The organism is Agromyces sp. Y782 (genome assembly GCF_059445405.1).
In genome coordinates this window covers 2472022-2496536 of record NZ_JCAIUG010000001.1, presented here as the reverse complement: position 1 = coordinate 2496536, position 24515 = coordinate 2472022, and the positions used below count along the sequence as shown (strand labels likewise).

Annotated in this window: 8 protein-coding genes; all 8 read right to left on the bottom strand. The window is 67.5% G+C overall.

Annotated elements, in window-relative coordinates; genetic code table 11:
* Positions 1-177: 177 nt before the first annotated feature.
* The 8 genes from AC1C2S_RS11340 to pglW all read right to left on the bottom strand — a co-directional run bounded on the left by AC1C2S_RS11340 (position 178) and on the right by pglW (position 24498).
* Positions 178-3582 carry a UvrD-helicase domain-containing protein gene (locus AC1C2S_RS11340; RefSeq protein WP_495352627.1) on the bottom strand — a complete coding sequence of 1135 codons (3405 nt, stop codon included), beginning with the start codon at positions 3580-3582 and terminating at the stop codon, positions 178-180.
* Entirely contained in the window at positions 3579-6707 is a 3129-nt protein-coding gene (locus AC1C2S_RS11335) for a PD-(D/E)XK nuclease family protein (protein ID WP_495352626.1), read from the bottom strand. The genes AC1C2S_RS11340 and AC1C2S_RS11335 overlap by 4 nt, the downstream gene beginning before the upstream one ends.
* 129 nt (positions 6708-6836) lie before the next feature.
* Complete coding sequence (locus AC1C2S_RS11330; RefSeq protein WP_495352625.1) at positions 6837-8900, bottom strand: DEAD/DEAH box helicase; 2064 nt, start codon at positions 8898-8900, stop codon at positions 6837-6839.
* Positions 8900-10240, bottom strand: coding sequence for a BREX system ATP-binding protein BrxD (brxD, locus tag AC1C2S_RS11325; RefSeq protein WP_495352624.1), 1341 nt, complete (start codon positions 10238-10240; stop codon positions 8900-8902). The genes AC1C2S_RS11330 and brxD overlap by 1 nt, the downstream gene beginning before the upstream one ends.
* Positions 10241-10251: 11 nt before the next feature.
* A complete protein-coding gene (pglZ, locus tag AC1C2S_RS11320) occupies positions 10252-12942 on the bottom strand; it encodes a BREX-2 system phosphatase PglZ (protein WP_495352623.1) in 2691 nt (896 codons plus the stop codon).
* Positions 12939-16676, bottom strand: coding sequence for a DUF6079 family protein (locus AC1C2S_RS11315; protein WP_495352622.1), 3738 nt, complete (start codon positions 16674-16676; stop codon positions 12939-12941). The genes pglZ and AC1C2S_RS11315 overlap by 4 nt, the downstream gene beginning before the upstream one ends.
* Positions 16677-16708: 32 nt before the next feature.
* Positions 16709-20302, bottom strand: a complete 3594-nt coding sequence (gene pglX, locus AC1C2S_RS11310; RefSeq protein ID WP_495352621.1) for a BREX-2 system adenine-specific DNA-methyltransferase PglX — start codon at positions 20300-20302, stop codon at positions 16709-16711.
* Complete coding sequence (pglW, locus tag AC1C2S_RS11305; RefSeq protein WP_495352620.1) at positions 20299-24498, bottom strand: BREX system serine/threonine kinase PglW; 4200 nt, start codon at positions 24496-24498, stop codon at positions 20299-20301. The genes pglX and pglW overlap by 4 nt, the downstream gene beginning before the upstream one ends.
* Positions 24499-24515 lie beyond the last annotated feature (17 nt).

Genomic DNA, 24515 nt, shown 5'->3' with positions numbered 1-24515 from the left:
ACCACGGGCGACAGCGCGGGTATGCGGTAACGACTCACACGAGCTCGAGCAGCCCACCGACACCAACGTTCAGCTGCCACCAATCCGTTCCTCACGCCCGAACAACCTCCGGAGCATCAAAGCCGTCGCTCAAGCACTTGCGCGGACGGGAACTAGACCCTCGCGGCAGAGCGAGAATCACGCCGATTCAATCGGGATTGCGTTGATCTCCACCACTCGCCCCGGTCCCCCGCCTGCGTCGAGGAACACCAGCTCCGAACGGGCGCGTTCGCCAGTCGCCGCCTCGAGAGCGCGCGCGTACGCTCGAAGCTGCGGGCCGTAGTACGTTGCTCGCTCGACGAGCGCGGCGCTGTCCGCCACCGTGTCGGTCTTGTAGTCGACGATCACGAGCGAGCCGTTGGTGTCGCGGAACAGCAGGTCGATGAACCCCTCGAGCACGAGTCCGTCGGACTCGTGCGCGACGCCCGAGCCTTCGGCGTTCTCGGTCTCCAGAGCTCCGACATACACCTCGCTCCAGTGCTCGGCCTGGAATGCGCGCCGCACCACATCGGTGTCCAGCGCCGATCGCACGAACGCAGCCACGGCGGCTCCCAGATTCGGAATTCCCTCTGCCAGGGCCTGCGTCGCCGCCACGGCCCCGACGCGCGAAGCGTCCCCTCCGACTGCCTGCAACGTGCCGTGGACCGCCCGCCCGATCAGGTTTCCGTACCTTCCCTTCAGCCACGGCGCGAGTTCGATATCGCGGGCGCCCTTCGCCTGACCGGCGGCGACCTCGGCCGTGCCAGGGTCATTGGCGGCGACCGCCGCGGCGATCGCCCAAACGACTTCCGGCTCCGTTCCCTCGAGTCCAGACGCGGTGTGTGCCGACGGCTGCCTCGAACGCTCGACCGCGGCCCTGGTCTCGGCAAACCACACCTCCCACGACGGACCAGGTTCAGGATTCGGGCGCCGCGCGAACACCGGAACGGCCGGTCCGGATGGCTCGAACCGCACGACTCCTGGATCGTCCAATGCACCCGCCTCGACGAGGATCTCGGCTGCAGTGTGCGCACCACCCGTTCGCTGGACTCGGTGTAGCGACACCACAAGGTGATCGCGGGCCCGCGTCGCGGCCACATACATGAGCCGCCGACGCTCGTCGTCGTCCATCTGCTCGTCGAGGGGCGCGGCCGCGGCGAAGTCGTTCGTCTCGATCTGCCCCGAGAGCTTCACGGCGTACGCGCCCTGGCCCCATAGCAACCGCACGCCGTTCTGACGCCGAGCTTGGCTCGTCATGCCCGAGAGCACGACCATGCCGAACTCGAGGCCCTTCGCCGCATGCACCGTCATGATCCGCACAACATCGAGATCGGTCTCGGGCAGCAGGGATTCGGCGACCCGCGCGGCATCCTGCGCCTGGTGCGCGGCCCACGAGAGGTACCTGCGGAGGCCCCCGTGCTCGATATCCGACCAGGCACGCGCTTGGTCGATCACGAACCGTACCCGCCCCCACTGATCGCGGGCGCGCGACGAAGGCTCCGCGACGGACGCCGTCTCGAGCACCCTTCGATCGAGGGCGAGAGCGCTCAGCAGTTCGGCCGGGGTCATCCAGCGGCTCCGCCGGTGCAGCTCATGGAGGTAGCCCATCGATTGTCCGACTGGAGTGTCCGCGAGGTCGTCGCGCACCGGCGCGCTGACCATGAAGCTGCCGCCGTCGCGCTTGTAGGTGAAGAGGTCGTTGTCGCCGCATCCGAACAGCGCCGACCGCAGCGCCGTGACCGCGGAGAGCAAATCGCTCGGGTCGCCGATCGCACGTGCGGCGGCCATCAGCGCTCTGATCTCGTCGGATTGGTACACGAGCGAACTCGACTCAGTCCGGTAGGGGATGTCGGCGGCGTCGAGCGCGTCCTCGAGGAATGGCAGCGACGTGCGTGCCGGGATCAGGATCGCGATGTCGCGCGCAGTGAGGGGTCGCCACGCTTGCTCGTCCTCGTCGAATACGGCCCAACCTTCGGCAAGCGCGGTGCGGATCACGGATGCCGCGTCGGCCGCTTCTGCTTCCCGCTGCTGACCAGCGAGCGTCTTCGCCGGGTGCGGCTCGGCGCCGAGCACTGTAACGGCGGGGCCGGCCAGCGCATCTGCCGGTGCGGGTGCACCGCCCGCGATCGACCCGCCGCCATCGGTTTCCTCACCCGACGTCCGATGCGACGCGAGCGCCTCATACGCCGGCTGCATCCCCGGCTTCTCCTGGATCACCTGCCCGAACACTGCGTTCACCCAGTCGATCACAGGCGGGACCGTCCGGAAGTTCGTCACGAGCGACACCCGCCGCCCGAACCATCCGCCCGCCTCGAGGTAGGTCGCGATGTTCGCACGCCGGAATCGGTAGATCGACTGCTTCGGGTCACCGACGACGAAGAGCGAGCCCGGCGGCACAACGACGTCGCGCCATTCCTCGCTCGAGGCCTCACGACCGCCCGCGATGCGCACCGCGAGCTCAATCTGGATCGGGTCCGTGTCCTGGAACTCGTCGAGCAACAGCCGACGGTAGGCCGCCTGCAGCTGTGCCCGCGCGTCGGCGTCGCGGCGCAGCAGGTCGCGTGACGCGACGAGCAGGTCGTGGAACTCCAGCGATCCGGATGCCACACGCTCGCGCGCTCCGTCGAGCACGGATGCCGCGATCCAGCGGGCGATCGGCCGCAGCGCGGCGTCTCCGAATTGCTTCCGTACGGCATCCGCATCCTCGATCAGCGCTTTGCACTCGGCCTTGAGGCCCGGCAGATCGGGCCAGTTCGAAGCCCGGCCGTATCCCGTCTTCAGGCTGGCGAGCCGGCGCACGAGTGCGAAGCGCTCGCGCTCGTCGCCCGCCTGCCGGAACTCGTCGGCCCACTCCGCCACCTCGCGCACCACACCGAGGAAGAGGTCGGCATCGTCCCGACACCCGGTTGACGCATCGCCCACCAGCACTGCGCGACGCAACAGCGGCCCGGTGTCTGGCGTGATCATCGCGCGCGGCGCCTCGACGAGCACGTGCGACTCGATGAGGTCCCAGTCGTTGCCGAACGCGCGCGCGAGCGAACGCAGCTGCTCCCGCAGTTGGTCGGTGGTCAGACTGACGAGCGAGAGCTGCAGCGGGTCGGCGAGATCCTCGTCATCGAGCATCCGCCGCCACATCGTTGTCCAGCGATCGTCGAAGGCGACGGATGATCCGACCTCGTCGAGCACCTCGACGAGCGGCGGCATGCCCGCTTGAATCGGAAACGCCGCGAGGATCCGCTGCGCGAACGAATGCAGCGTGCCGATCGCCGCACCGTCGAGATCATCGAGCGCCTGCTGCGCGCGCCGCTCGACGTCGGAATCGGCTGCCCCGCGGTGAGCCCGCTCGAACGCGGCGCGCAATCGGTCGCGGAGCTCGGTGCCGGCCTTCTCGGTGAAGGTCACGACCGCGGTTACGGCGAGCGGCACGCCGTCGCGCAGCACGGACGTCACCACGCGGTCGACCAGCGCGGAGGTCTTACCCGTGCCCGCGCCGGCGTCGACGAAGAGGTTTTCGGCGAGGTTGCCGCGGATCTCGTCGCGGACGGTGTCGTCGGTGAGGGTCATCGGTCCACCTCCTCGGTCGGTGAGCCGGGATCGGCGCCTTCGAGCGCACCGGTCGACAGGACGGACGGGTCGAGCAGTGCGTACAGGCTCGCGAGTGTGACATCCGTTCGCTTGCGTTCGCTCGCGCCGCGCACGTGCCCGTAGCCGACACCGTCGGGGTTGCAGAACGCGCACTGCACCCATGCGAAATCGTCAGTTGCGGGCGGGCGGGCGATGAAGCTCCCGTCGCGGATGCCGCCGGACAGCGTCCCGAGCGCACGGCGATACGTCTGTTCGAGGTCGTCGTCGAGGACAACCTCGACGCGCTTGCCGCGATCCTTGCGGCCGATGAACCAGTACGCGGCCTCGACGTTCGAGTTGCCGAACGCGATCCGCGCGGCGTGCGCGTACAGGGGAAGCTGGAGCTTCGTTCCCGCGGCAACTGGATCCTTCGCGATGTCGGTGAACCCGCGCGCGCTACCCGTCTTGAAGTCGGTGACGATGAGCGTGCCATCCCGGGTAGTGTCGACGCGATCCGCGCTGCCCCTCATCGCGATGACCCCACCCTCGACTTCGATGCGCACCGCGGCGTGGCCGCGAATGCCGAATGGCAGCTCGCTCGCCACGACGCGGGAGTCGCGGCTCGCGTGCGCCTGGTCGTCCAGGTCGAGGACGAGCTCGAGGTCGAGGCGCAGCTGCTCGCGCTCGCGCTCCCAGAGCCGCGGATGCCCCGTCAACCCGCGCCGCTCGAAATCAGCCATGACCTCGCCTGCGAGGTCGCGCATGCGCGCGCGATGCTGCGAACCCCATGGCTCACCGAAACCAGGCAGATCATTGGCGTCGAGGACCTCATGGACGATCGAACCCAGGTCCCACGGCCGGATGGTGATGATCTCCTCGGGCGAGTCGAGCGGGCTCACGCCAAGCAACCGCTCGACGAAGAACGCGTGCGGGCAACCGGCGTATCGTTCGAGCGCCGTCGGCGAGATCAACGACGTACCGTCGGCGTAGTCCGGCAGTCCAGCAACGCCGCCGAGGTGGCCGTCGAATCGGGTGAAGGCGTCGCTCCGCCGGGCGCGGATGAGCTCGAGCGACCCGTTGAGCGCCGCGTCGCCGTCAAGATGATCACCTCCGCTCAGCCGGCGCAGCCGCCATTCCTGCGCCGTGCCGGGGCGTCGGCTGTGCGTAATGCCCTCCCAGTGCGACGCCACCGAGCGCAGGTCGGGCGAGGATACCTCAGCCCAGCGCGTCGCCTCGAGATCCGGCCGATCCGTAAGCGTGCGAAGCGTCGGCATGAGCAAGCGACTCGGAAGGCGTTCGGCGCCGCGACGGAGGTCACCACGCGGGAAGCTCGCCGTCACTTGCGCGCCCGAGCCGAACGCGGCAAGCAGGGCGCGCTGGCGCGTGCGACGCCGGTCGCGGGAAGTGGGAAGCTGGCCCGTCGCCAGCTCTCGCACGGCGTCGGGCAGGAGCGGATCAATGGTGCCCCTGCCAGGGTAGAGGTCCTCCGAGAGGCCGAGCGCGAAGATGTGGTCGACGTCGAGCGACGGCGTGCTCCTGATCGGGCCGACGAACACGCCGTCACCGAACCGGCCGACGCGCGGTCGCCGCGAGTCGAGATCGACCTCGAGGATCTCTACGAGCTCGGTGAGAGTAGGGGGCGACCCGATGCCGTCGAGTTCGGCTATTCCGCCGAGCGTGACTTCGATCGCGTTCGCCGCGCGCTGCTCGTCTTCCGGGAGGCCGCCCATGCCCTCGGGCCGCCCGAGATAATAGCGGAAGAGCGCGAGCGCCCAGTCCCCAAGAGCCGCCCACGTCGACTGTTCGCCGCCCTCGGTGAGCCGATGCCGGAGCTCCGCGACGAACGCGGAGAACGCCTGCGTCTCAGCGATCGACCGCTCGCGGTAGGCGAGCGAGCCGACGCTCGTTTCGGGGTTGTCGCGGTCGGCGTCGAGCCTGGCCTGATGGCGGGCCTCATGGTCGGCGAGCCGTTCGCTCCAGTCGCCACCGGTGATCCCCGCCTCGCGGCTGAGCCGCTCCCAGCGAGTTCGAGGCACGGATGCCCCGCCGTCGCCGAGCCGGATCGGCGCACGCCCAAGCCAGTCGAAGAACGCCACCCGTTGCAGATCATCGGGGTCGAGCCCCAGGAGGGTCAGGAATGAATCGGCGATCGCCCGGTCGCGGAGCGGTCGCACGCCCGGACCGTTCGAAACGAGGCCAGCTGCCGAAAGGTGGTCTTGCAGCAGCCGCGCATACGGGACGGCGGCTGTGTGCAGAACGGCGATACGGTGCGCTGGGACGCCGTCGGTAAGGAGCGCGCGCACCTCACGGACAATTGCGCGCACCTCGTCGTCGGAATCGGAGGCGTGCAGGATGCGGCTTGCGTGTGGGGCAGTCTGCTCGGCGGGCTCGGCACGTTCTCGTGTGCCGTGCAACGCATCGCCCGAGAAAAACTCGAGCATCGGCTCATCGACGTTGCGCTCCCCGGTTCGTCCGATCACAGCGACGAGGCCGACTGACTCATCGAGCGCCCGCGCGAAGTCGCGTTCCGACGGAGCGAGCTCGTCGGGGAGATGCAGCACGACAGCGCCAAAGCGGGCGACCACGTTGGTGCCCGCGCGGACGAGACCGGCGGCATCGCGCAGCACTGCGACCTCGTCGCGCCGCCCGCCGAGCGCGCTCGCAGTGACCCGCCGATGCATCCGCACCAGGTCGACGGCGAGCTCGCTCGACTCCGCAATCGCGTCGAGCCCCGAATCATCCACCTCTCGCAGTTCGCCGTGCGCACGCACGAGTGCCCGCACCGTGGCCGTATGGTACGCGACCGGCGCAAAGTATCCCGGATCGCTCGTCAGCTCTCGTCGCCACACCGCCGTGAGCCACGCCGAAGTGACCGGAGGCCGCGTCTCCCCCGCCGCTGCGAGCAACTGCTCCGCGAACCGGCGGAGCGTCAGGACGTTGATCGCCGCGACTCCACGACGCCCGCCGACGCCGTGCGCGAGGGCCCGACGGCTGCTTATCGCCGCGATGTTATCGCGAACGAGGATCGTGACCGGGGCGAGGAGGCTAATGGCTTTCGCGTCCGCGACGACGTCGCCGAGAGCGATGTTGGCGGCGGCGCCGAACGAAACGGTGTAGGTCTGCATTCTGCCTCCTGTGGCGAGGCTAGTGGCCGCGGACGACATCGGTGCGCGCGGAGCACGTCAGCCGCAGAACGGAGCGCCGGCCAGGTTCATCACCGGGACGCCCCTCACCATCCGCGTCGCGAGCCCAGCTCACTGGATCACGATCCTGCTGTCCGCGATGCTCGTCGCTCCACGCCGATCCACGAACCTCTCCGCCAGCGTCGCCGTCGCCATCTCGACTGGTAGCGCCGCCGAGAACTTCAACCCTGCGACCGCCTCGGGCGGTACGGCCGGCAGCGCAGCCTCAACGCCCGCCGCCCGCAGCTCCGCGACCGTGATGCCGTCTGGGAAGCGAATCATCTCGTTGTCGGCGATCGCCTCCGCCGCGGTCTCCCCGAGCGCGGCGAGCAACGTGCCGTGCGCACGAAGGCCACCAAAACCCCAGAGCGTGGCTCCCTTCGCGCCCCTATGGAGCACAAGACCGTCGGCGTCGACGTCATCAGTGCGCATGTCGCGGAGATACTCGAGCTGCCGCACTGCTCGCGCCGACAGCGTCACCGGCGGGTCCTCCCCCAGCAACATGTCGCGGCGCGCGCCGACGAGTTCGAAGGGTTCGGCGATCGAGCCGCTCGACCAGCGAACCTTGCCCTTCTCGGGGTGTGCCCGGACATGAACCCGACGCTTCTCCCACTCGATGTCATCGACGCGCCAGGCCCGACCATTGAGCAGCAGCGGGCGGAGCCCGTCTGTGACGTCGTTCGGGAGTGCGATCGGCGCAACCGAGCCGATCTCCTTCGTGCCCTCGAGCACGCGGATCTCGAGATCAGCGATGAATGAGGACAAAAGGTCCATGAAGTTGCGGCGGCCGAAGGCCCGCTCAGCGGTCGGGCCGATCATGAGGAAGTCACCGTCAGCGACGAGGAAGTCTTCGGCAACGAGGTACTCGAGCACCTCGTCTGCCCCGTCCATGACGGCGCAGCCGTCCCACCAGTCCTGCCAACCCGCAGCAGGAATCCGTCCCTCTTGCAGCGCGAGTGCGAGCAACTGCTGGGCGGCGATGTGCCGCGGATGCGGCGGTGCCACGATCGGTTCCACGAAGCCACGCGACCACAACACCAGCAGGCCTGCGGCCCGTGCGAATCCGTCGACGTCGGTCGCCAGGAAGAGCGCGTTGCGTGACGTCCCTGGCCGTCGCCCGGTTCGCCCCAATCGCTGCAAGAACGCCGAAACCGAGAACGGCGCGTCGATCTGGATCATCCGGTCGAGGTCGCCGATGTCGATCCCGAGTTCAAGCGTCGAGGTGGCGACGATCACGCAGTCGCGCGCCTCTGCGAACGCCTGCTCGCTGATGCGCCGCTCGTCGACGGACAGCGACGAGTGCGAGACGTAGGTTGTCACGTCGCGCCGCCGCAGCTCGAAGGCTAGCTCCTCTGCCTGCGCGCGTGCTTGGCAAAAGACGAGCCGCTTCTCCCCCACGAACAACCGCGACAGGATCTCAGCGGCGTTCTCCAACGACCCCACGTAGTCAAGCGTCACCTCCGGGTGCGCGATCGGGCTCGAATCCCGCACGACCTCGGCCGGCGCCCCGCGCGAAGCATTGGACCCCTGCAGCCATTGCAACACCTCGTCGGGATTGCCAAGCGTCGCCGAGAGACCGATCCGCTGAATCGGCCGCTCTGCGATCCGCTGCAGCCGCTCGAGCACCGCGAGCAGGTGCCAGCCCCGATCGGATGCCGCGAACGAGTGCACCTCGTCGACGACGATCGCTTGAACGTGCCGGAACAGCCAGTGGTGAGACACACGCCGCGAGACGAGCATCGCCTCGAGCGATTCCGGCGTGGTCAGCAGGATGTCCGGCGGCTCGGCGAGGATGCGGCGACGCTCGCCGTCGCCGACGTCACCGTGCCACAGCGCGACCCGTCGCCCACCCCAATCGGCGTACTTCGTCAACCGCGGCAGCAGATTGTTGAGCAGAGCCTTCAGCGGCGTGACGTAGATGACGGTGAGGCCCTGCCACGAGGCATCCATCATTTTCGAAAGCAGCGGGAAGACAGCAGCTTCAGTCTTTCCGCCGGCGGTCGGCGCCACGAGCAAGCAGTCGGTGCCGCTGCGAATCGGGGTGATGGATGCTTCCTGCAGCGGCCTCAACGACGGCCAGCCGAGGGAGTTGACGACGTGGTACTCGATGGCCGAGTGCAGGCCGAGATCGGGCATCAGATGCCGAGGTCGATGTCGTCGACACCGGCAGGCGCGACGGCGCGCACGTCGCCGCGCCTCACGGCGGCCTGCTCCTCCTCAGTGAGCGCGGTGAGCGCAGCGGTCTCACCGAGCGCCTCGCGGCGGGGGTCGTAGTCTTCGAACAGGTCGACCTTGTCCATGACATCCACGAGCTGCCTGAGGAAGACGCGCGGAGCGATGCCGACCTTGCCGCCGAGCTGTCCGGCGATCTTGGCGGCGAATCTGGTGATGAACGCGTCGTCGATGGCGTCCCCGACCCGATATCCGTTCCCGGCACCGTCGGCGTAGATGTCACGGATGCGGACGCCGAGCTCGTGCAGCGAGTCTTGCGTGAACCCGGTGAGGCGAAGTTGCGGAGCGCGCGGGTTGTCGAACCGGTGGTTCGCCTCGAACTTGGTCTCCAGTCGCTGAGCGAGCGGGGCGAGTCGCTGCACGCCCTGCTGTCCGTCGAAGAACGCCGGCGTGCCGGTGATCAGGAGGTACAGCCCGGGGAATCGACCGGCGTCGACCTCGTCGAGGAGTTGACGCAACGAATTGAGCGACTTCTCGCGCACATCGGAGCGAACCCGCTGCAGTGTTTCGACCTCGTCGAGGATCACGACGAGTCCGGCATACCCCGCGTCGCGAAGGAGCGTCAGCAGCCCCTGCAGGAAACCGAGCGCACCGAAGTGATCGAGCTCGCCCTTCACTCCGGCATAGCGGCGGACGCTCGCGGCGACGTGCGGCTGTCCGCCGAGCCAGGCGATGAGGCCGTCGGCCTCGGCGGTGTCGCCCCGATCGACCGCCGACCGGTAGCCGCGCAGTGCAGTCGCGAAGGCGGGCGCCGTCTTGCTGACGTTCGCGAGCCGCTTCTCGATGAGCGCGTCGGTCGCCCGTGCAATTGCTTCACGATCTCCCTCATCCACGCCCGCGTCGATGACGTCGCCCTCGAGGTTGAAGAACCAGTTGTCGATGATCTCCCGGAACGCACTCGGCTGCGCCGACGATGTCGCGATGCTCTCGACGATGCGCCGGTACACCGTCTCAAGCTTGTGCAACGGTGTCGCGGTCTCGGAGATCTGCACTTCAGCGGTCGCGAAGTCCGCCGCCTTCGCGGCCTCGCTCAGCCAACGAGCGAAGAACGTCTTGCCGGAGCCGTACTCGCCGCGCACAGCTTTGAACTGCGCGCCGCCGTTCTTGACGACCTCGAGCTCGGCGCCGATCGTCGGTGCGAAGCGGTCGAGCCCGACCGCCATCACATCGAGGCCGCGCTGCGGTACGGTTCCGCGGCGCAGCGCGTCGATGATCTCTTGGCGACGACGAGGGCTCACCGGCATGTCGTGGCTCCCTACTTCAGCCCGAATTGGTCGCGCAGCAATGGGCGGTCGATCACAATGGTCACCTGATCGGCGTCCATCGAGACGACGTCGTAGCCGTCGGTGTTGAGCAGGCGGCGGAGCGCGGCGAGCATCGACGGCAGGCCAGTGGTCGCGATGCCGAGGATGCCGGCGAGGACGTCCTGGTTCACGCGGCCGTCTCGCTCGGCGGCGGCATCGATGATCGTGGCGACGACTGCATCCTCGAGCACACGGCGCACGAGCCGCTTCCGTTGCACTGCATATCGCTCCGAGGACAGCAACTCTTGGCTGAGCGACCGCGGCAATTCTGCCGGCGTCTCGTCTTCGGCCGGAAGGTCGAACATGCTCACCTGCTCTGGCGCAGCAGCGTCGGCCCGCTTCCGTTTCACCGGCGAGGAATGTACGGGCGAAGCGTCGATCCGCGTCGGATCGCTCTCGAACCACCACTCGGGTGCCTGCGGGGTCGCATCCACCCAGCCTGATGGCGCTGCCGCCGTGGCACGGCGGAGCACGATGATCGGCACGGTCAGCTCGGCGAGCGATGCCCCGCCATGGTAGCCAGCAGCCTTGGCCGTGTAGCGCAGAGCCTCGGCCCGCGCGAGGATCGCCTGTCCACCTGGCGCAAGTACGCGCGGGCCCTTGACGAACAGCTCGTCACCCCGCGCAGGCTCGCCGCCGAACGGGCGCCAGCGAGCACCGCCATCTTCGGCGGGGCGAAACTCGCCACCGCGCTCGACGATGTGCCCGTGATCGGATGTGAGCACGACATTGCGCCCGGCGAGCGCAGCGGCATTGAGCAGCGCGCGGAGGTGCTGAACCGTGTCGAGCCCCCACTGCGTCCCGGCGGGGTCGGCCTTGGCGAGCGCATCATCGATGGTGTTGAGCACCGCGGCGACGACGCGCTGTCCAGCGTCGTTGATGGCCTGCACGACGACAGCGGGGAGTTCGTGCCCGGCTGCAGCCCGCAGGTCATCTTTGTGGAAGAGGGATCCACCGGTGCGAGTGGCGAACTTGGCCTTCTCGATGGATTGGTTGCCGGGGAGAAGTTCGCCGGCGAACAGCGAGGTGCGCGAGTACTTGGTGATGGTCGGCAGGGTGGCGATGGCTGCCAGTCGTCGGCGACCGCCCTCGCGGACGACCTCGATCCATCCCTCGGCGGTGATGTCCTGGACGATCGCGGTCGCGGTCGCGACGCTCATTCCGTCAAGCACGATGACGAGCGCCGACTGCGATTTAGCGAGCGGCTGGATGACCGTGTCAAGGACTCGCTCGATGGCAACAGCCTGCTCGTCACCGGCATCCGAAGCACTGAGCAGCTTGGCCGCCTGCATGTCCTCGACGTCGCGACGCGCGTGCACCTGTCCGGCAAGAAGCCGGTACGCCTCAGCGAGGGCAGACTGCGACGAGCCACCCCAGATGGCCGCGTACGCGCGGTCGACCCAGCCGCCGGTCCGCAGATACGAGTGCACTACACCAGTGAACGTCAGGTCGGTTTCGGGCGACGTCTGCAACCAACGAACCAGCCGCATAGCCATGTGTGCCGTGGCGAGTTCGCGGCGTGCATGGTCACGGCCGGCCCGATCATGCGTGCCTGCACGTCGGATCGCGGCGTCCAACGCCGCCGCCGTGGTCGCGGACGGCTCGTCGAGAGCCTCGCGAAGCCGTCTGGCGATCTCTGCCAGCGCAGCGGCGAAGCCAGCGGGAAGATGGCGGGAGGTCGTGGCGCCGTCCGCCCACCCGATATCCGCGAGCAGCGCCTCGGCCTGCACGAGGATTCCGTCGATGCGCTCTGCTTCGAAGGTGGACAGTCGCAGCACCGTGCCGATCGCCGAGTCCGCGAGCGCCCGCATCGCGACGGGATCTAGGTTCTTGACGATCTGCCGTTCGAGCCGAACCCGGGCGTCGAGCGCATCGCCTGGCACGCCAGCTGACGCGCCGGCGCCCTCGACCGGCCAGAGCACGTCTGCGGCGAGTCCGAACGCAGGGATCGCCACGGCGGTGCCCGAGCGCACGATGTGCAGCGCATAGGCCACGTGAGTTCCAAATACCTCGCCGACGGCCTTCGCGAGTTCGGTTGCGATCTTCGGGTCAAGCGCCTTCCACTGATTGCGAACGCCGAACTCGTCGAGCGACTCGAGTACGAGGGTCGCGTCGACCTCGCTCGAAGGGATGCCAAGCACTGCCGCGATCAGGACTCCGACGACGTGCGCGTACGACACACTGCCGCCACGTCCCGGACGCCAGCCGGCCGCCGGGCGGTACTGCAGCAGCAGTTCGGGGGCCCACTTACCGAGCTCCTTCTGGATGCGCAGATCGAGGTCGTCGCGACGCACCCCGAACAGTCCGGGCACCAACGCCCAGCTGTCGAGTCGGGTGACGCCGCGTCGATCGGCGTGCTGGAGCACGGCCTGACCGAGCTCACGCTCGGTGAGCGCGGTCAGCGCGATGATCGGACGGTCGGATGTCTCGTCGTAGATCGCATCGAGGATCGCGAGGGGCGAGACGCCCTCCACGACACGCACGGTTGCTCCGCCGGCGTCGAGCATTGGAGGTCCCGCCCACACCGGTGCCGCGCGCAGCAGCAGCAGGTCGACACCGGGTTTCGCCTCGCGTACGAATGCGGCGGCGTGCTCGCGCACGCTCGCCTCGGTCGCGGCGGGCAGCTGCTCGGTCGGCGTCACTCCACACTCCAGGTGATCGTGAGTTTGTTACCCGGATGCTGGCGCAGTTCCGCGAGGATGGCGTCTCGGACTCTGTCCAACTCGGCCTCGACGACCGCAGGCGTCACAGCTGCAATGCCTTCCGTGGTCGTCGACACGGTCTGGGACGGGAACGGGGTGGGGCGGTCGTCGAGCGTCACGGCAACCTTGTCTGGGTCAGTGATCACCGGCGGTGCCACAACGGGCGGGCTCACGATCGGCGGCGGCGTGACGCTCGTCCGCGCCATCACCTCAGCCCTGGCCGCGGCCGCGGCCGCTTTCAGCGGCTCGGCGATGCTCTCGATCGACTCGTCGTTCAGCGCCGCTGCCCGCAGCTTGGCGATGGCTGCGGCGACTGCCGGCGCGTCTGCGAGTGCGTCGCCCGCAGAGAGCATCCCCCAGTCCGCGTTCTGCAAGGCTCGCGCGATCTCGCCGGCACTCTGCAAGCTCCGCCCGGCGGCGGTCAGATCACCAAGATCGGCGACGGCGAGCTGCTCGATCGCGACAAGCGGGTTGCGCTCGTTGGCGAGACGCTGCACTGTTTCGAGTGTGCGTCGCGCGGTCGCGCTTCGGCCGGTCGAGGCCGAAGCCGCGAGCCCGAGGAAGCCCGAATGCGCGTCGTACTGCTTCACAAGCTCCGCAGCGGCCTCGCGCGCGGCGCTCGCTTTGTCGATGATCGCGGCCCCGAGACGTCGCACGGCGGTCGAGTATCGGTGGATCTCGCCTCTGGTCTGGAAAAGCACCTTCGCACGTTCGTTCGCAGCCTTCCAGTCGGTGTCGCTCGGCAGTCCAGCCGGGCGCAACACGAGTTCGTCCGGCACCTGCTCGACCGTGGGCGTCGTCGAGAGCACCGTCTCGCCGCGCACCCATTCTCGGTCGGTTATGAGCGCCCACGCGAGGATGAGCGTGTTCTGCACCGCCTTCACCATGCCAGCGGGGCGGAGACCGGCCCGCAGCGCGGCGACGTTCGGCTGGTCAGCGGCAAGCTGCGCCCACTTGGCGAACTCGGCTCGCCAAGTGAACTCGGCCGGGCCGACGATGAGCACATTGTCGCTGACGACGCCAAGGCCGAGCGGCGTCGCGATGCGCCTGAGAAGCACCTGATCCGCGTTCGGCAGCCCCTCGAGTCGGCCGCCGGCAGCGACCGCATTGCCGACGAGATCGACGACGCGACGCAGGTCGGCGACCTTCAGCTCGGCGTGACCGGGTTGGAACTCAGGATGCGTCGGGGTGTCGGCGGTCCACGCCTGTTCGAGCGCCGACTGCAGGCCCTTCGCGAGGTGGTCGGCGACGGGCGGCTGAATGGTGAGGCCGCTGAAGACGGACGAAAACACCTCGACACCGGTGAGGCGTGCGTCGACGTCGGTCTGCTTCGCCGTCGACACCGCGTAGGCCTGTCGAAGCGCGCCGAGTGTCGAGGCGTTGAGGCTCTCGCGCTGGTTCTCGAGGGCGATGCGCGCGAGCTCGCGGTCGGCCGCGGGCAGGCTCACGGCGTTCTGATCGAAGTTCGCGGGCTTCAGCACGTGGTCGAGCTTTGCGAGCGTGCCGACATCATTGAGCCGATCGGTCGTCAGGAAGTTCGGGATCCACACGATCGTGCGGGAGTCACCGCCGGTCGTCGCGAGCGAGTCACGGAGCGCGTCGAGGCGGTTGAGGTCTTCTTGGTTCGAGTAGCCGAGCTCGTCGAACGGGTAGTCGATGACGACGGTCCACGCCTCGTGGCTGCCGATGAGATCGTCGTCGCTGACACTCGTCTCATCGCGCACGTTGCCGAACTTGACGTTCACGATCTGCTTGCGACCGCGCCAGATATGGGTGAACCGGCGTTCCGAATACAGCCCGCCGGTCTCGGTGAGTCCGAGTTCAGTGGCGACGAGCGAGCGGATGAGCCGCTGCCGGTTTCCTGAATTGTCTTCAGTGACTACGCGCTCGAGGATCGCGTCGTAGTCGACGCCGCTCAGGTGAATAGCGACAAGGGGATCGTTGCCTTCGCCGAGCTTGATCTCGCCGAACTGCCGCGACCAGTCCTTCACGAGCGCGACGACCTGCATCGCCTCCATGCCAAGGATCATCGTGTTGACGGTTCCGAAGTTGAGCGCGGCGAGCTTGCTCGCGGTGAGGTTCTTCAGCGATGCTGCGCCGGGCGCGAGATCGGCGATGAGCATCGTCTTCGCGAGGCGGTCCTCGGTGTGGAACGCGTGTTCGCGTGGGAGGGCCCTGGCTTCGGCGGCGGAGCCGAGGCTGTGCTTGTTGAGCAGGTACGGGAGCAGCTTGGTTTCGTAGAATTGCTTCGAGATGGCGAAGCGCTGCTTCTGGTCGCCTGTGAGCGGGGTCGAGTTGCCGGTCATGATGCGGTCGTAGAGGTCGCCGACCGGAATGACCGTCGACGCGGTGAGTTCGTGACGACCCTCGGCGAGCAGTTCGCCCATGAGCTTCAGAGCGGTGCGTTCGCGTTGCATGATCGACGACAGCGCGATCATCGCGTCGACGAGCGCCGGGGAGAACGGGTAGACCTGTGCGAATTCGGTTTCGCCAGCGCCAGCTTCGTCGGTCATGAGGAACGTCCAGGCGACCGGGTTGGCCTTCACGCGGTCGACAGCCTGCGACAGCACCACCGCAGCACCGGGCGAGACTGGTTGCAGCAGTCGCTGCTTGACGATTTTGGGCAGGTCGGCCGCCTGCAGGTCGATGCGGTCGAAGCGGTCGTTCCAGTGTGCGAACGACTGACCGATGCCCTCGCGCTCTGCGCCCGTGATGCCCTCGCCGAGGAAGTCCTGCAGGTCGCGCTGGCGGGCGATGAACGACACGATCGGCACGGGCAGCGACCCCAGGCCGGTCTCGACGAGCTTGGCGACCTTCGAGGTCTCGCTCTGGATGAACTTGCTGTCGGCGAGGTGCTGACCGAGCCAGAGCACGAGTTCGTCGAGGAATAGCACGATGCCGTCGTACCCGAGTGACTTGGCGTGTTCGGTCATGACAGTGATGCCGTCGGTGATCGACAACCATTCGCCGGCCTTCGCGAATCCTTGGAAGAACGACATTCCTGCGAGGTCGGTGACGAGGCGGGCCCGCTCGGCCTTGCCCTCGCGGAGCGCCAGCTCGTAAGCTTCGGCGTTCCACCCGGTGGCGAGGTCACCCCAGCCGTCGTCGATGACCGCGCCGCCATTGAGGGAGGCAAAGAACTTCTCGTCACCGAGCTCAACGCGGAGGCTCGCAGCACCCTGCAGCAACCCATCGCTGACGTGCAGCATCGGGCTTGGAGCATCAGGGTGCAGAGTGGCAACGGTGCGTGCGTACCCGCTGAAGAGCGCTTCTTCGAAGCTCGTGGCACCGAGCAGGTGGTAGTCGATCGTGAGCAGGTTGCGGCCGAAGAGGTCACGGTGCCGATCGACGATGGGTCCGAGGCGGTCAAGCTTGCGGGCCTCGATGTTGCCGGAGAGCAGCAAGTGCAGCACCGCCATGAAGTGCGACTTGCCGCTACCGAATGAGCCGTGAATGAACGCGCCCTTGGACTGCCGGTCGGCGACCGTCCGCGAGACGAGGCCGAGCGCCTGATCGATCGACTTCGCGATCTCCTCGGTGACGACATACTCACGCAGTGTCCGGTCGGCGTTCGTGACGCCGGCGTGCAGCTGCAGCACGAAGTCGGCGGCGTCGACGTGCTCGGGAAGGTCGATGAGGTCGCGCAGCGGGGAGCTGAGGGTGAGCTCGGTCATGCGGTCTTCTTTCGATGGATGCGGTGGGTGGGTCAGGAGGACTTAGCGCGTCCGCGCGTGCGGGCGGCGGGCAACCAGGCGCTGATGTCGGCGCGGCTGAGGCCATGCTTACTGAGCAGGAAGTCGAGGCCACCGGAGATCGCGGTCGAAGGGCTCACGCCGAACTCCGGATCGACGTCGGCATGCCACTGCTGCAGCCACGGCTCGAGTTCGACGATGCCGGCGAAGAGCGGTAGCAGGGCATCGTTCGAGGCGCCATCGCCGCTGAGCTGTGTCCCGAGGGTCACGAGGGCAAGGCCACGCTCGGCGTGGGTCCAACCGGCCCACCCATAGACCTGGGTGACGTCATTGGGCAGGTTCGCGCCAGGGTACGCGATGAAGCGCTCCTTTGACACGTCGAGGTTGCCCCGCAACTTCTTGTACGACGGCTTGCGGAAATCGGCGTCGACGTACTTCGGCGGCACCGGAATCTGCACGCGTTCGCCGCGGTCCTCTGCACGCTGGAGCTCCCAGACCGTCTGCCACTCACGGAACTTTGTGAGACCGGATGGCTTGTAGCGCAGCTGGGCGACGTGCGGCACGGACTCATCGGCGAGCAGGCTACGCAGCAGTCCGACCCAGTCGACATCGTCGGAACCGACGAGTAGCTCTGCGAGTTCCCGCGCACGCTGATCCTTGCGAAGCTCCTGCGCGAGCTGCGCGACCGAGCGGGCGGCCGCACGATTGGTTGCGTCGAACCAGAGTTCCCGAGCTTCGAGTCGGTCGAGCAGCGCCTCCCGGAGTGCACCCGGAAGCTGCTCGTCCCATGATTCGCCGGCCCAGCGGCGTTTGAACTCCGGCTGCTCCAGGAGACGGATCCACGGATTCGATTCCATCTCCGCCAGTCGCTCCTCGACAAGGTCGCGATACTCCGACGACCAGTGCACAGGGAGCTCGGTAAGAGGGTGCCGCCCATGACGCGGGAACCACGTCGACTCGCTCGCCCCGCTCACCACCTTCCGCGCCAGCGCGATTTCGAATGCGCGCTCGTTCGCTGAGATGGCAACGTCCTCACCAGAGACCAGGGGACGCGAAGTCAGCCCATAGGCGAAGTAAACTTCCCAGTCCAGCTCTTCCTGGAGGCCGATAATGTCTGTCTGCCGACTCGCCCAGCTGCCGCGTGCGACCGCAAGCTCCTCTCGCGCAGCGTTGCCAGCAAGCATTGCTGTTGGGAGCAACGTGGCCGCTCTCGCGGCAACCATGTCGATTCGCCGTGCTCGGGACTTGACCGACACTGAAGGGAGCGGGAACGCTTCAAGCTTCGTTGCGGTGAACTCGTAGCGGTCACTCCACTGCTCTGGGCTCACCCGAGCCCCGTCCTTGCCCATCGGGTCGCCGCCCTTCGGGTAGCTGACCTGCTTGAGCCAGAAGCAGGCGGTGGAGGAGTTGAGCACTCCGAGCAGCTCGTAGTGATCGTCTTCCGTCGCATCCGCGGGCAGCTTGATCACCGGCGCCGAACGGTTGAACACCTTTCCACCACGATCCAGCACGAAGTGGTTATGCGTCGCCACAAACGCAAACGCGATCGTAACGGGCGTCTTGAGCTTGTCGCGGTAGAGCTCCTGCCACTCCCACCAGCCCAGTCCACGTTCGACCATCGGCGTGCCAAAACGACGACGACGATTGATGGCCGAGCGGTACATCTCGAAGAGATGCCGCGAGCCCTCATCAAGTGCGGGGAGTGGAATGACATCGAGGTTGTGGTCGTAGGGCCAAACCGACTCTTCGCTTGGCCCGATCGTGAAATCTCGAACTGCTTCACCATCCACAAGTGCCTGAGTCCGCAATACGCCAAGACGCCGAGCGGCACCCGACTCACCGAGCATGTAGAGCGAGTCCTCGCCCGTCACAGAAGTGATCCCCACGTGGTCGGCAACCGCCCGCAACCGCTGGCGCGCGCCGAGCTCCAAGGCTTCTTGGAGCTCCCCTGCACCGCCGCCTGAGAGAGACCACGGGTGTGACGCCAAAGTCTGCCTCGGAAGATCTGCGACGCTGACATAGGTGCCATTGAAGCCGGGATCGTCGATCCGATCGACTATCTCGGTCCACACCTTGCCTCGCGACGGCTCAGCCGGCTGCCCCGGTTCACCGCGAACGCCGAGCACGGCGCGCAGCGTATCTCCTGCGGGCTTGCGACGGCGACCGAACAGGATCACCGTCGGTGTGCCGTGCCCAGGGATGTACGCACCCGAGGTGTCGACCACGGCGTTCAGATCGACGGGGCTGAACGGATCGGCTCCGGAGAGGAACGACTCGATGAGTCGCTTCCCGAACTCGCGCTTCATGAAAGAGTTGGACGTGATTTTGCCGACGTATCCGGCGCCGCCGCCGGCCTGATCGGGCTGCTTCGCGAGATTGAAGAACAGCTCCATGAACGGTGCCGACAGCGCGTACTTTCCGGCGCACGTCGAATACAACTCCCGGTACTTCTGGTTGAGCGCCTTGTCCTTCACCGTGATGTACGGCGGGTTGCCCACCACCACGTGATACTGGTTCGTCTTGAGGATGCCGGCGTACTCCTGCACGTCTTCGGTCTCGTAGTCGAACGGTGCTTCGCCGTCGCCGAGGTCGAGGCGCTGCGCGGGCGACTCCGACCGCAGCAGGGAGTCGCCGACGGCGAGGTGGTATCCGAACGCCGGCGCGGCAACGAGCGTCGGCTCGCCGCTCGCCTGCAGTGCCGCGATCGTCAGTCGGAAGCGAGCGATGGCGACGGCGAACGGGTTGAGGTCGACGCCGTAGACCGAATCGAGGGCATGTTGCACGCGGGTGCGCGCATCCATCGCCGGTGCGTGCTGCTTCCAGGCCTCGTTGAGCCGATCAAAGGCACCGAGCAAGAAGTGACCCGAGCCACAGGTGGGGTCGATGACCTTGAGCCCACTGAGCCCGAACTCCTCGATCGCAGGCGTCAGCGAGCGATCGAGGATGAACTCCTCGACGAAGATCGGCGTCTGCAGCAGCGCAAACGTCTTCTTCGCGTAGTCGGAGAGGTCCTGATACAGGTCGCCGAGAAAACGGGTATCGAGCGTCTGGTCCGTGAAGTCGTGCACCAGCGTGCCGTCGACGCGCTGCTTGCGCCAGAATTCGAGCAGCACATCCGCCGCGCCGCCGCTGATCGGCGCCGTCCACACCGGGTTGTGCCTCGGATCGACGAGCCCCCTGCCGGCGGGCAGTGACGCGAGCATGCCGAAGGCCGAACGCACCCAGTCGCGGTTGTTGGTCGTGCGCTCGCGGGCGTGGAACGCATCTTGATTCTCAACCGCGCGCTCACGGCGCGGACCGGGGCCGGCAATCCAGGGCAGGGGCACCGGCCCATGCTCGTCGCGAGCGCCCTCGAGCAGGTCGTTGTCTTCGAGGAACCGCACGAACGTCGTCGCGATGAGCCACGAAACCGCCGCCATCGTGACTTCGCCGTCGCGCCACTGCGACCAGGTAAACGCCGTGCGCTCACGGGCGAAGGCCCGGTCATACTCGGCGTGAAGCCGCATGCCGTACTCCGATGACGCGTCGTCGGCGGTCTGCCGCAGGTCGGCCTCGAGCAGCTTCAGTTGCTTCTTGAGGTCGGTGAGGAGCGTGGCGGCGACGATCATGCAGGCACTTCATTTCCGTTGTGGAGGAGCGAGAGTTCAGCAGGGTTCGAGGGCAGCGCGACCCAACGGTCGGCGCCGAACGGGATCGACTTGCCCTCGAGGTCGGGCGTCGGCAGGTCGGGGCGGTGCGGCACGAGCAGCCAGCGGGCGGCCGGGCGCGCGGTGGCGAGATCGGCGACCTCGTCGAGCAGGCCGGTCATGCCATACCGGGCGAGCACGCCGGCGTTGGTGAGCAGCAGCGGGCGTTCATCAGCGACAAGTTCGCTCCAGAACGGCTCGAGCGCCAGTCGCACGACCTGGGTCGCACGACCGAAGTCCACCGAATCGGCCGGTCTGCCATCGGCCTGCAACAGCACCGGCCACTGGATGTTCTTCTCGACGGCGATCGCGCGGGCCCGGTCGACGAGCGCCTCGGCGAAATCGACGACCTCGAGCCCGTAGCGGTGCGCGATGACGCGCTGCGCCGTGCGGTAGGCGCCCGGGTGCACGGTGAGCGCTAGCGCCCCCTTCGACCGCAGCGACCCTGCCAGTCGCTCGTGCAGCGCGACGGCCGACGAGGTCGCGGATGACGACGTGGTCGCCCTCGTCGACGAGTACGTCGAGAGCTCGGTGTCGAGCGGGCGGTATGCGTCGCCCTGCCATGTCAGGTGCGGGTGCGTGCGCTTCACGACCGAGTCGAGTTTCGGATGCATCGGCGCCGCAGCCGCGCGTGGGAACCGCAGGCTCACCCGATGGTGGACCTGCGCCTCGGTCAGCTCACGGATCGCACTGCCGCGCAGCGCCCCTTCGACGGCCGTCTCGCCGTCGAGATCGATGCGGTACAGCTCACCGACACTCGACCGGGCGCCCGTCGTTGACGCGGCCGCGGCGAGCGTCAGCAGACGTGCGTCATCGAGCAGCGTTGACTCTGCCACCGCATTGCGCAGTCGCTCCCGCACGGTAGCCGCCGCAATAATGCCGTTCGCCTCGAGCAAGCGGTCGACCTCTGCACCGGCCGCCAGCCCCGCCGCGAGCAGCGCCGACGCCGACGCCTCATGCCGCTCGGGGCGACTATCGGCATCGGCATCGAGCGCGAGAACCATGGGCGATCCCGGCTGCTTCCCGCGGCGCTGACGGAACAGAGAACCGTCAGCCGAGTCGTCCACTTCGATCACCGCGCGCAGCAGCGCAACCGCTCTCGCCGAACGCTCGTCGCCCGGCAGCAGTGAGCCGTAGGTCAGCAGCAGCGATGACGCCAGCTCCTCGGCCGTCGCGACGCCGCCCGACTCCGCGAGCGCGCGTTGAACGACGTCAATGACCGGCGCTAGCGTGCCGCTCCTGCGCCAACGTACGGTCGCCGACTCGATGGACGACGCGACCGTGGCCGCGTCGAGGCCGGTGCGCGCGACGAGATCATTGAGGCTAGGCCAACCTCCGCTCGGCTGCGCCTCCGCTTCAACAAGCTCCGCCGGTGCAACGGCGTTTCCTTCGAGAAGCAGCGCCTGCAGCACCGTGATCTCGGCTGAATTCTTCGGCCCCTCGCGCGGGATGAGCTTCGCCACCCGCTGCTCGATCGAGAGTCGGAGGTCAGCCGAGGCATCCGTCTCGGTCTGCTCGGTAGAGGCGAGGAGTCGCTGACGCCAGTCGCGCACCTGCGCCGTAATCGTTTTGCGGACCTTCTCGCCCATGCCGGGGATCGAGTTGATGCGGAACGTCGGCAGGTCGAGCACTTCGCCGACCGAGGCGACGCCGAGCCGCGAGAGCGCCGAGAGTTGCCGGGCGCTGAGGCCGGCCGACGCGAGCGGCGTGGACAGCGTCGCCGTCGCCGCGCGCTCCGCATTCGCCTCGTCATCGTCGCCGGCGATGGCGTCCACGCCTACGAACACACCACGCCAGGCCGTACCAAAGTCGCCGGCGTTCGCGAAACGGTTCGCTGTATCGCCGTCGAACGCTCGCTCGAAGAAGGCACGGAGCCCGACACCTACACCGGGATCGAACATCGTCTCAGTTAGTGCAACGCGGTCGTTCGCGTTCGCCGGTACATCTTCGCCCGCGACCCACCACGGCGGCGTGCCGACGGCCAGTTCGAAGAGGGTGACCGCCACCGCGTAGAGCTCCGCCGCGCGGTCGTACTGGGGTCGCTTGCCGAGGGCGAGGAACGGGTCGAGGTACGGCTTCGAGCCCGACGCCTTGTTGCGCAGCGGTTCCCTCGCGAGCGAGAGATCGAACAAGTTCAGGCGCGGACTGCGGGTCTTCGAGTCGGGCGCGACGGCGAGGTTCGCCGGCTTGATGTCGCGGTGGAATACCGATTTCGACTCGAGGTACCCGACCGCCTCGATGAGGTCGTTGCCGAACCGCTCAAGCTGCTCGATCGTCGCCCGCCCCTCGTTCTGGATCTTGCGCGCGAGTGTCTCGCTCCCGGCATCCGACAAGATCAGCGCTTGCCGGCCAGCGACGTCGATCGGGCCCTCAAGTAGCCGCACGATGCGCGGGTGTTGCAGGCCCTTCAGCACCTCAGCCTCCACCGCAAGCCGCTCGGCCGCTGCGTCGTCGCGTGCGAGCTTCAGGATGACGCCCTCACGTGCCCGTTCCACGTCATCGACGAACAATGCCGTGCCCGTGGTGCCAGATCCGCGCCGATCGTGCACGATGAACCGGTCGGCGATCGTCTCGCCCTGATTCGCGTCGATCGGATCGCCCTCGGCCACGCGAAGCTCCGAGGCATCTTCAGGCTTCGTCATCGCATCGATCGCGTTGTCGAGATTCGCGAGCACCTCGTCAACGTCGATCGTGCGATTCAGTTCGTCGAATGCCGTTGCCTGCGCCACGAGATTCGAGAGCCCGGTGTTGAGATCAGGAAGAATCGCCCGCGGGTCGAGATTGCGACTCGGATCCGCGATGAGCTGCTGCAACTCTGCAAGGTTTGCTGCCGGCGCGTCGCCAGTCAGAATCAGGTACGCAAGCGCACCGAGGCCGTACACATCCACGGCGACCGGAGAGACCACCGTGCTCTGCCGCAGGCTCTCCGGCGCGAGGTACAGCCAAGCCGCGTGATCGACGAGCTGGTTCGGGTTCTCCACCCCGCCCGACAGGAGCGTCGCCGTCGTCGTGCTGTTCGAGCTGCGCCGCGCGGCACTCCAGTCGCGGATGCGCACCCTGCCGGTCTCACGGCTCACCATTACACTCGCCGGCGTAAGCGCACGATGTGTCACCCGGCGAGCATGCGCGTATCGCAGCACCTCGCCAACGCGTCGGATCAGATCGAGCCGATCGAGCTGCTGGATCTGCTGATCGAACTCGCTCAGGTAGACGTCGAGCGCGACCTCGTCGGCATCGAATTCGAAGAGGAGCGCAGGGCCGTTCTCGGTGTCGAGATAGTCGAGCACCCCAGCGATGCCCGAGTGCTTCAGGCCCTCAGTGAAGGCGACCTCGCGCTTGGCGGCCAGCTCCATCTGCTCACGTGCCGAGTTCGAGGAGCCCGGGGGCACCTCGAACACTCGAAGCCGGCGCTGCAGCTTCGTCACAGGGTGGGACACGAGGAGGTCGTACCAGCCTGGGCCCTCACCGAGCGCGTCAGCCTCGTCGAGTACGTAGTTGCCGACGCGGCGCTGCTTCGGCGTCGGCACAAGCCCGGCGTGCTCGATCATCGACCGGATCTGCTTCGCCCGGATCCCGTCGATCGGCGCGAACCTCGGAGGCTCCGCCAGGAAGTCGGACACCGCGCGCCCTTCGAGCCCGTGCACGTGGTAACCGTCGAGCGCCAATATATTCGCGCCGGCAGCACCGTCGAGCTTCACTGTCGAATCTTCGCCATGGAAGACGACGCGTGCATCGATGAACGGCGTGTGCGGGTTACCAGGGATGCTCTTGGCAGCATCCTTCATGACCGAACTGAGTCGCTTCGCCTTCTCATTCGTGAGGACGTATGCGCTCTTGTGGTACCGACGCTGATGCTTGGTGTCCTGGATCCAGCTGGCCATCGTGCCAGTGACCACGCCATGCCAGCCCTTCAACTCGAGCACGAAGAGGCCGGCCCGGGTCAGCACCAGCGCGTCGATCTCGTCGGCGCGTCCACTCGGGCTCACCACGGTGGCGTTCACCCACGCGGTCGCGATGCCGTCGTCGGGCAGCAGCTCACGCAGTCGCTCCAGCGCGGCTGCTTCATGCGACTGCGCCGGCTCACCCAGCACACGCCACAGCGCAGAATCAGATTTCATCGGTTCCTCGGCACGAG

Coding starts and splice junctions, on each gene's coding strand:
- AC1C2S_RS11315 (WP_495352622.1), bottom strand. CDS start 16,676: ATGACCGAGCTCACCCTCAGCTCCCCGCTGCGCGACCTCATCGACCTT.
- brxD (WP_495352624.1), bottom strand. CDS start 10,240: ATGCCGGTGAGCCCTCGTCGTCGCCAAGAGATCATCGACGCGCTGCGC.
- pglX (WP_495352621.1), bottom strand. CDS start 20,302: ATGATCGTCGCCGCCACGCTCCTCACCGACCTCAAGAAGCAACTGAAG.
- AC1C2S_RS11340 (WP_495352627.1), bottom strand. CDS start 3,582: ATGACCCTCACCGACGACACCGTCCGCGACGAGATCCGCGGCAACCTC.
- AC1C2S_RS11330 (WP_495352625.1), bottom strand. CDS start 8,900: ATGCCCGATCTCGGCCTGCACTCGGCCATCGAGTACCACGTCGTCAAC.
- pglW (WP_495352620.1), bottom strand. CDS start 24,498: ATGAAATCTGATTCTGCGCTGTGGCGTGTGCTGGGTGAGCCGGCGCAG.
- AC1C2S_RS11335 (WP_495352626.1), bottom strand. CDS start 6,707: ATGCAGACCTACACCGTTTCGTTCGGCGCCGCCGCCAACATCGCTCTC.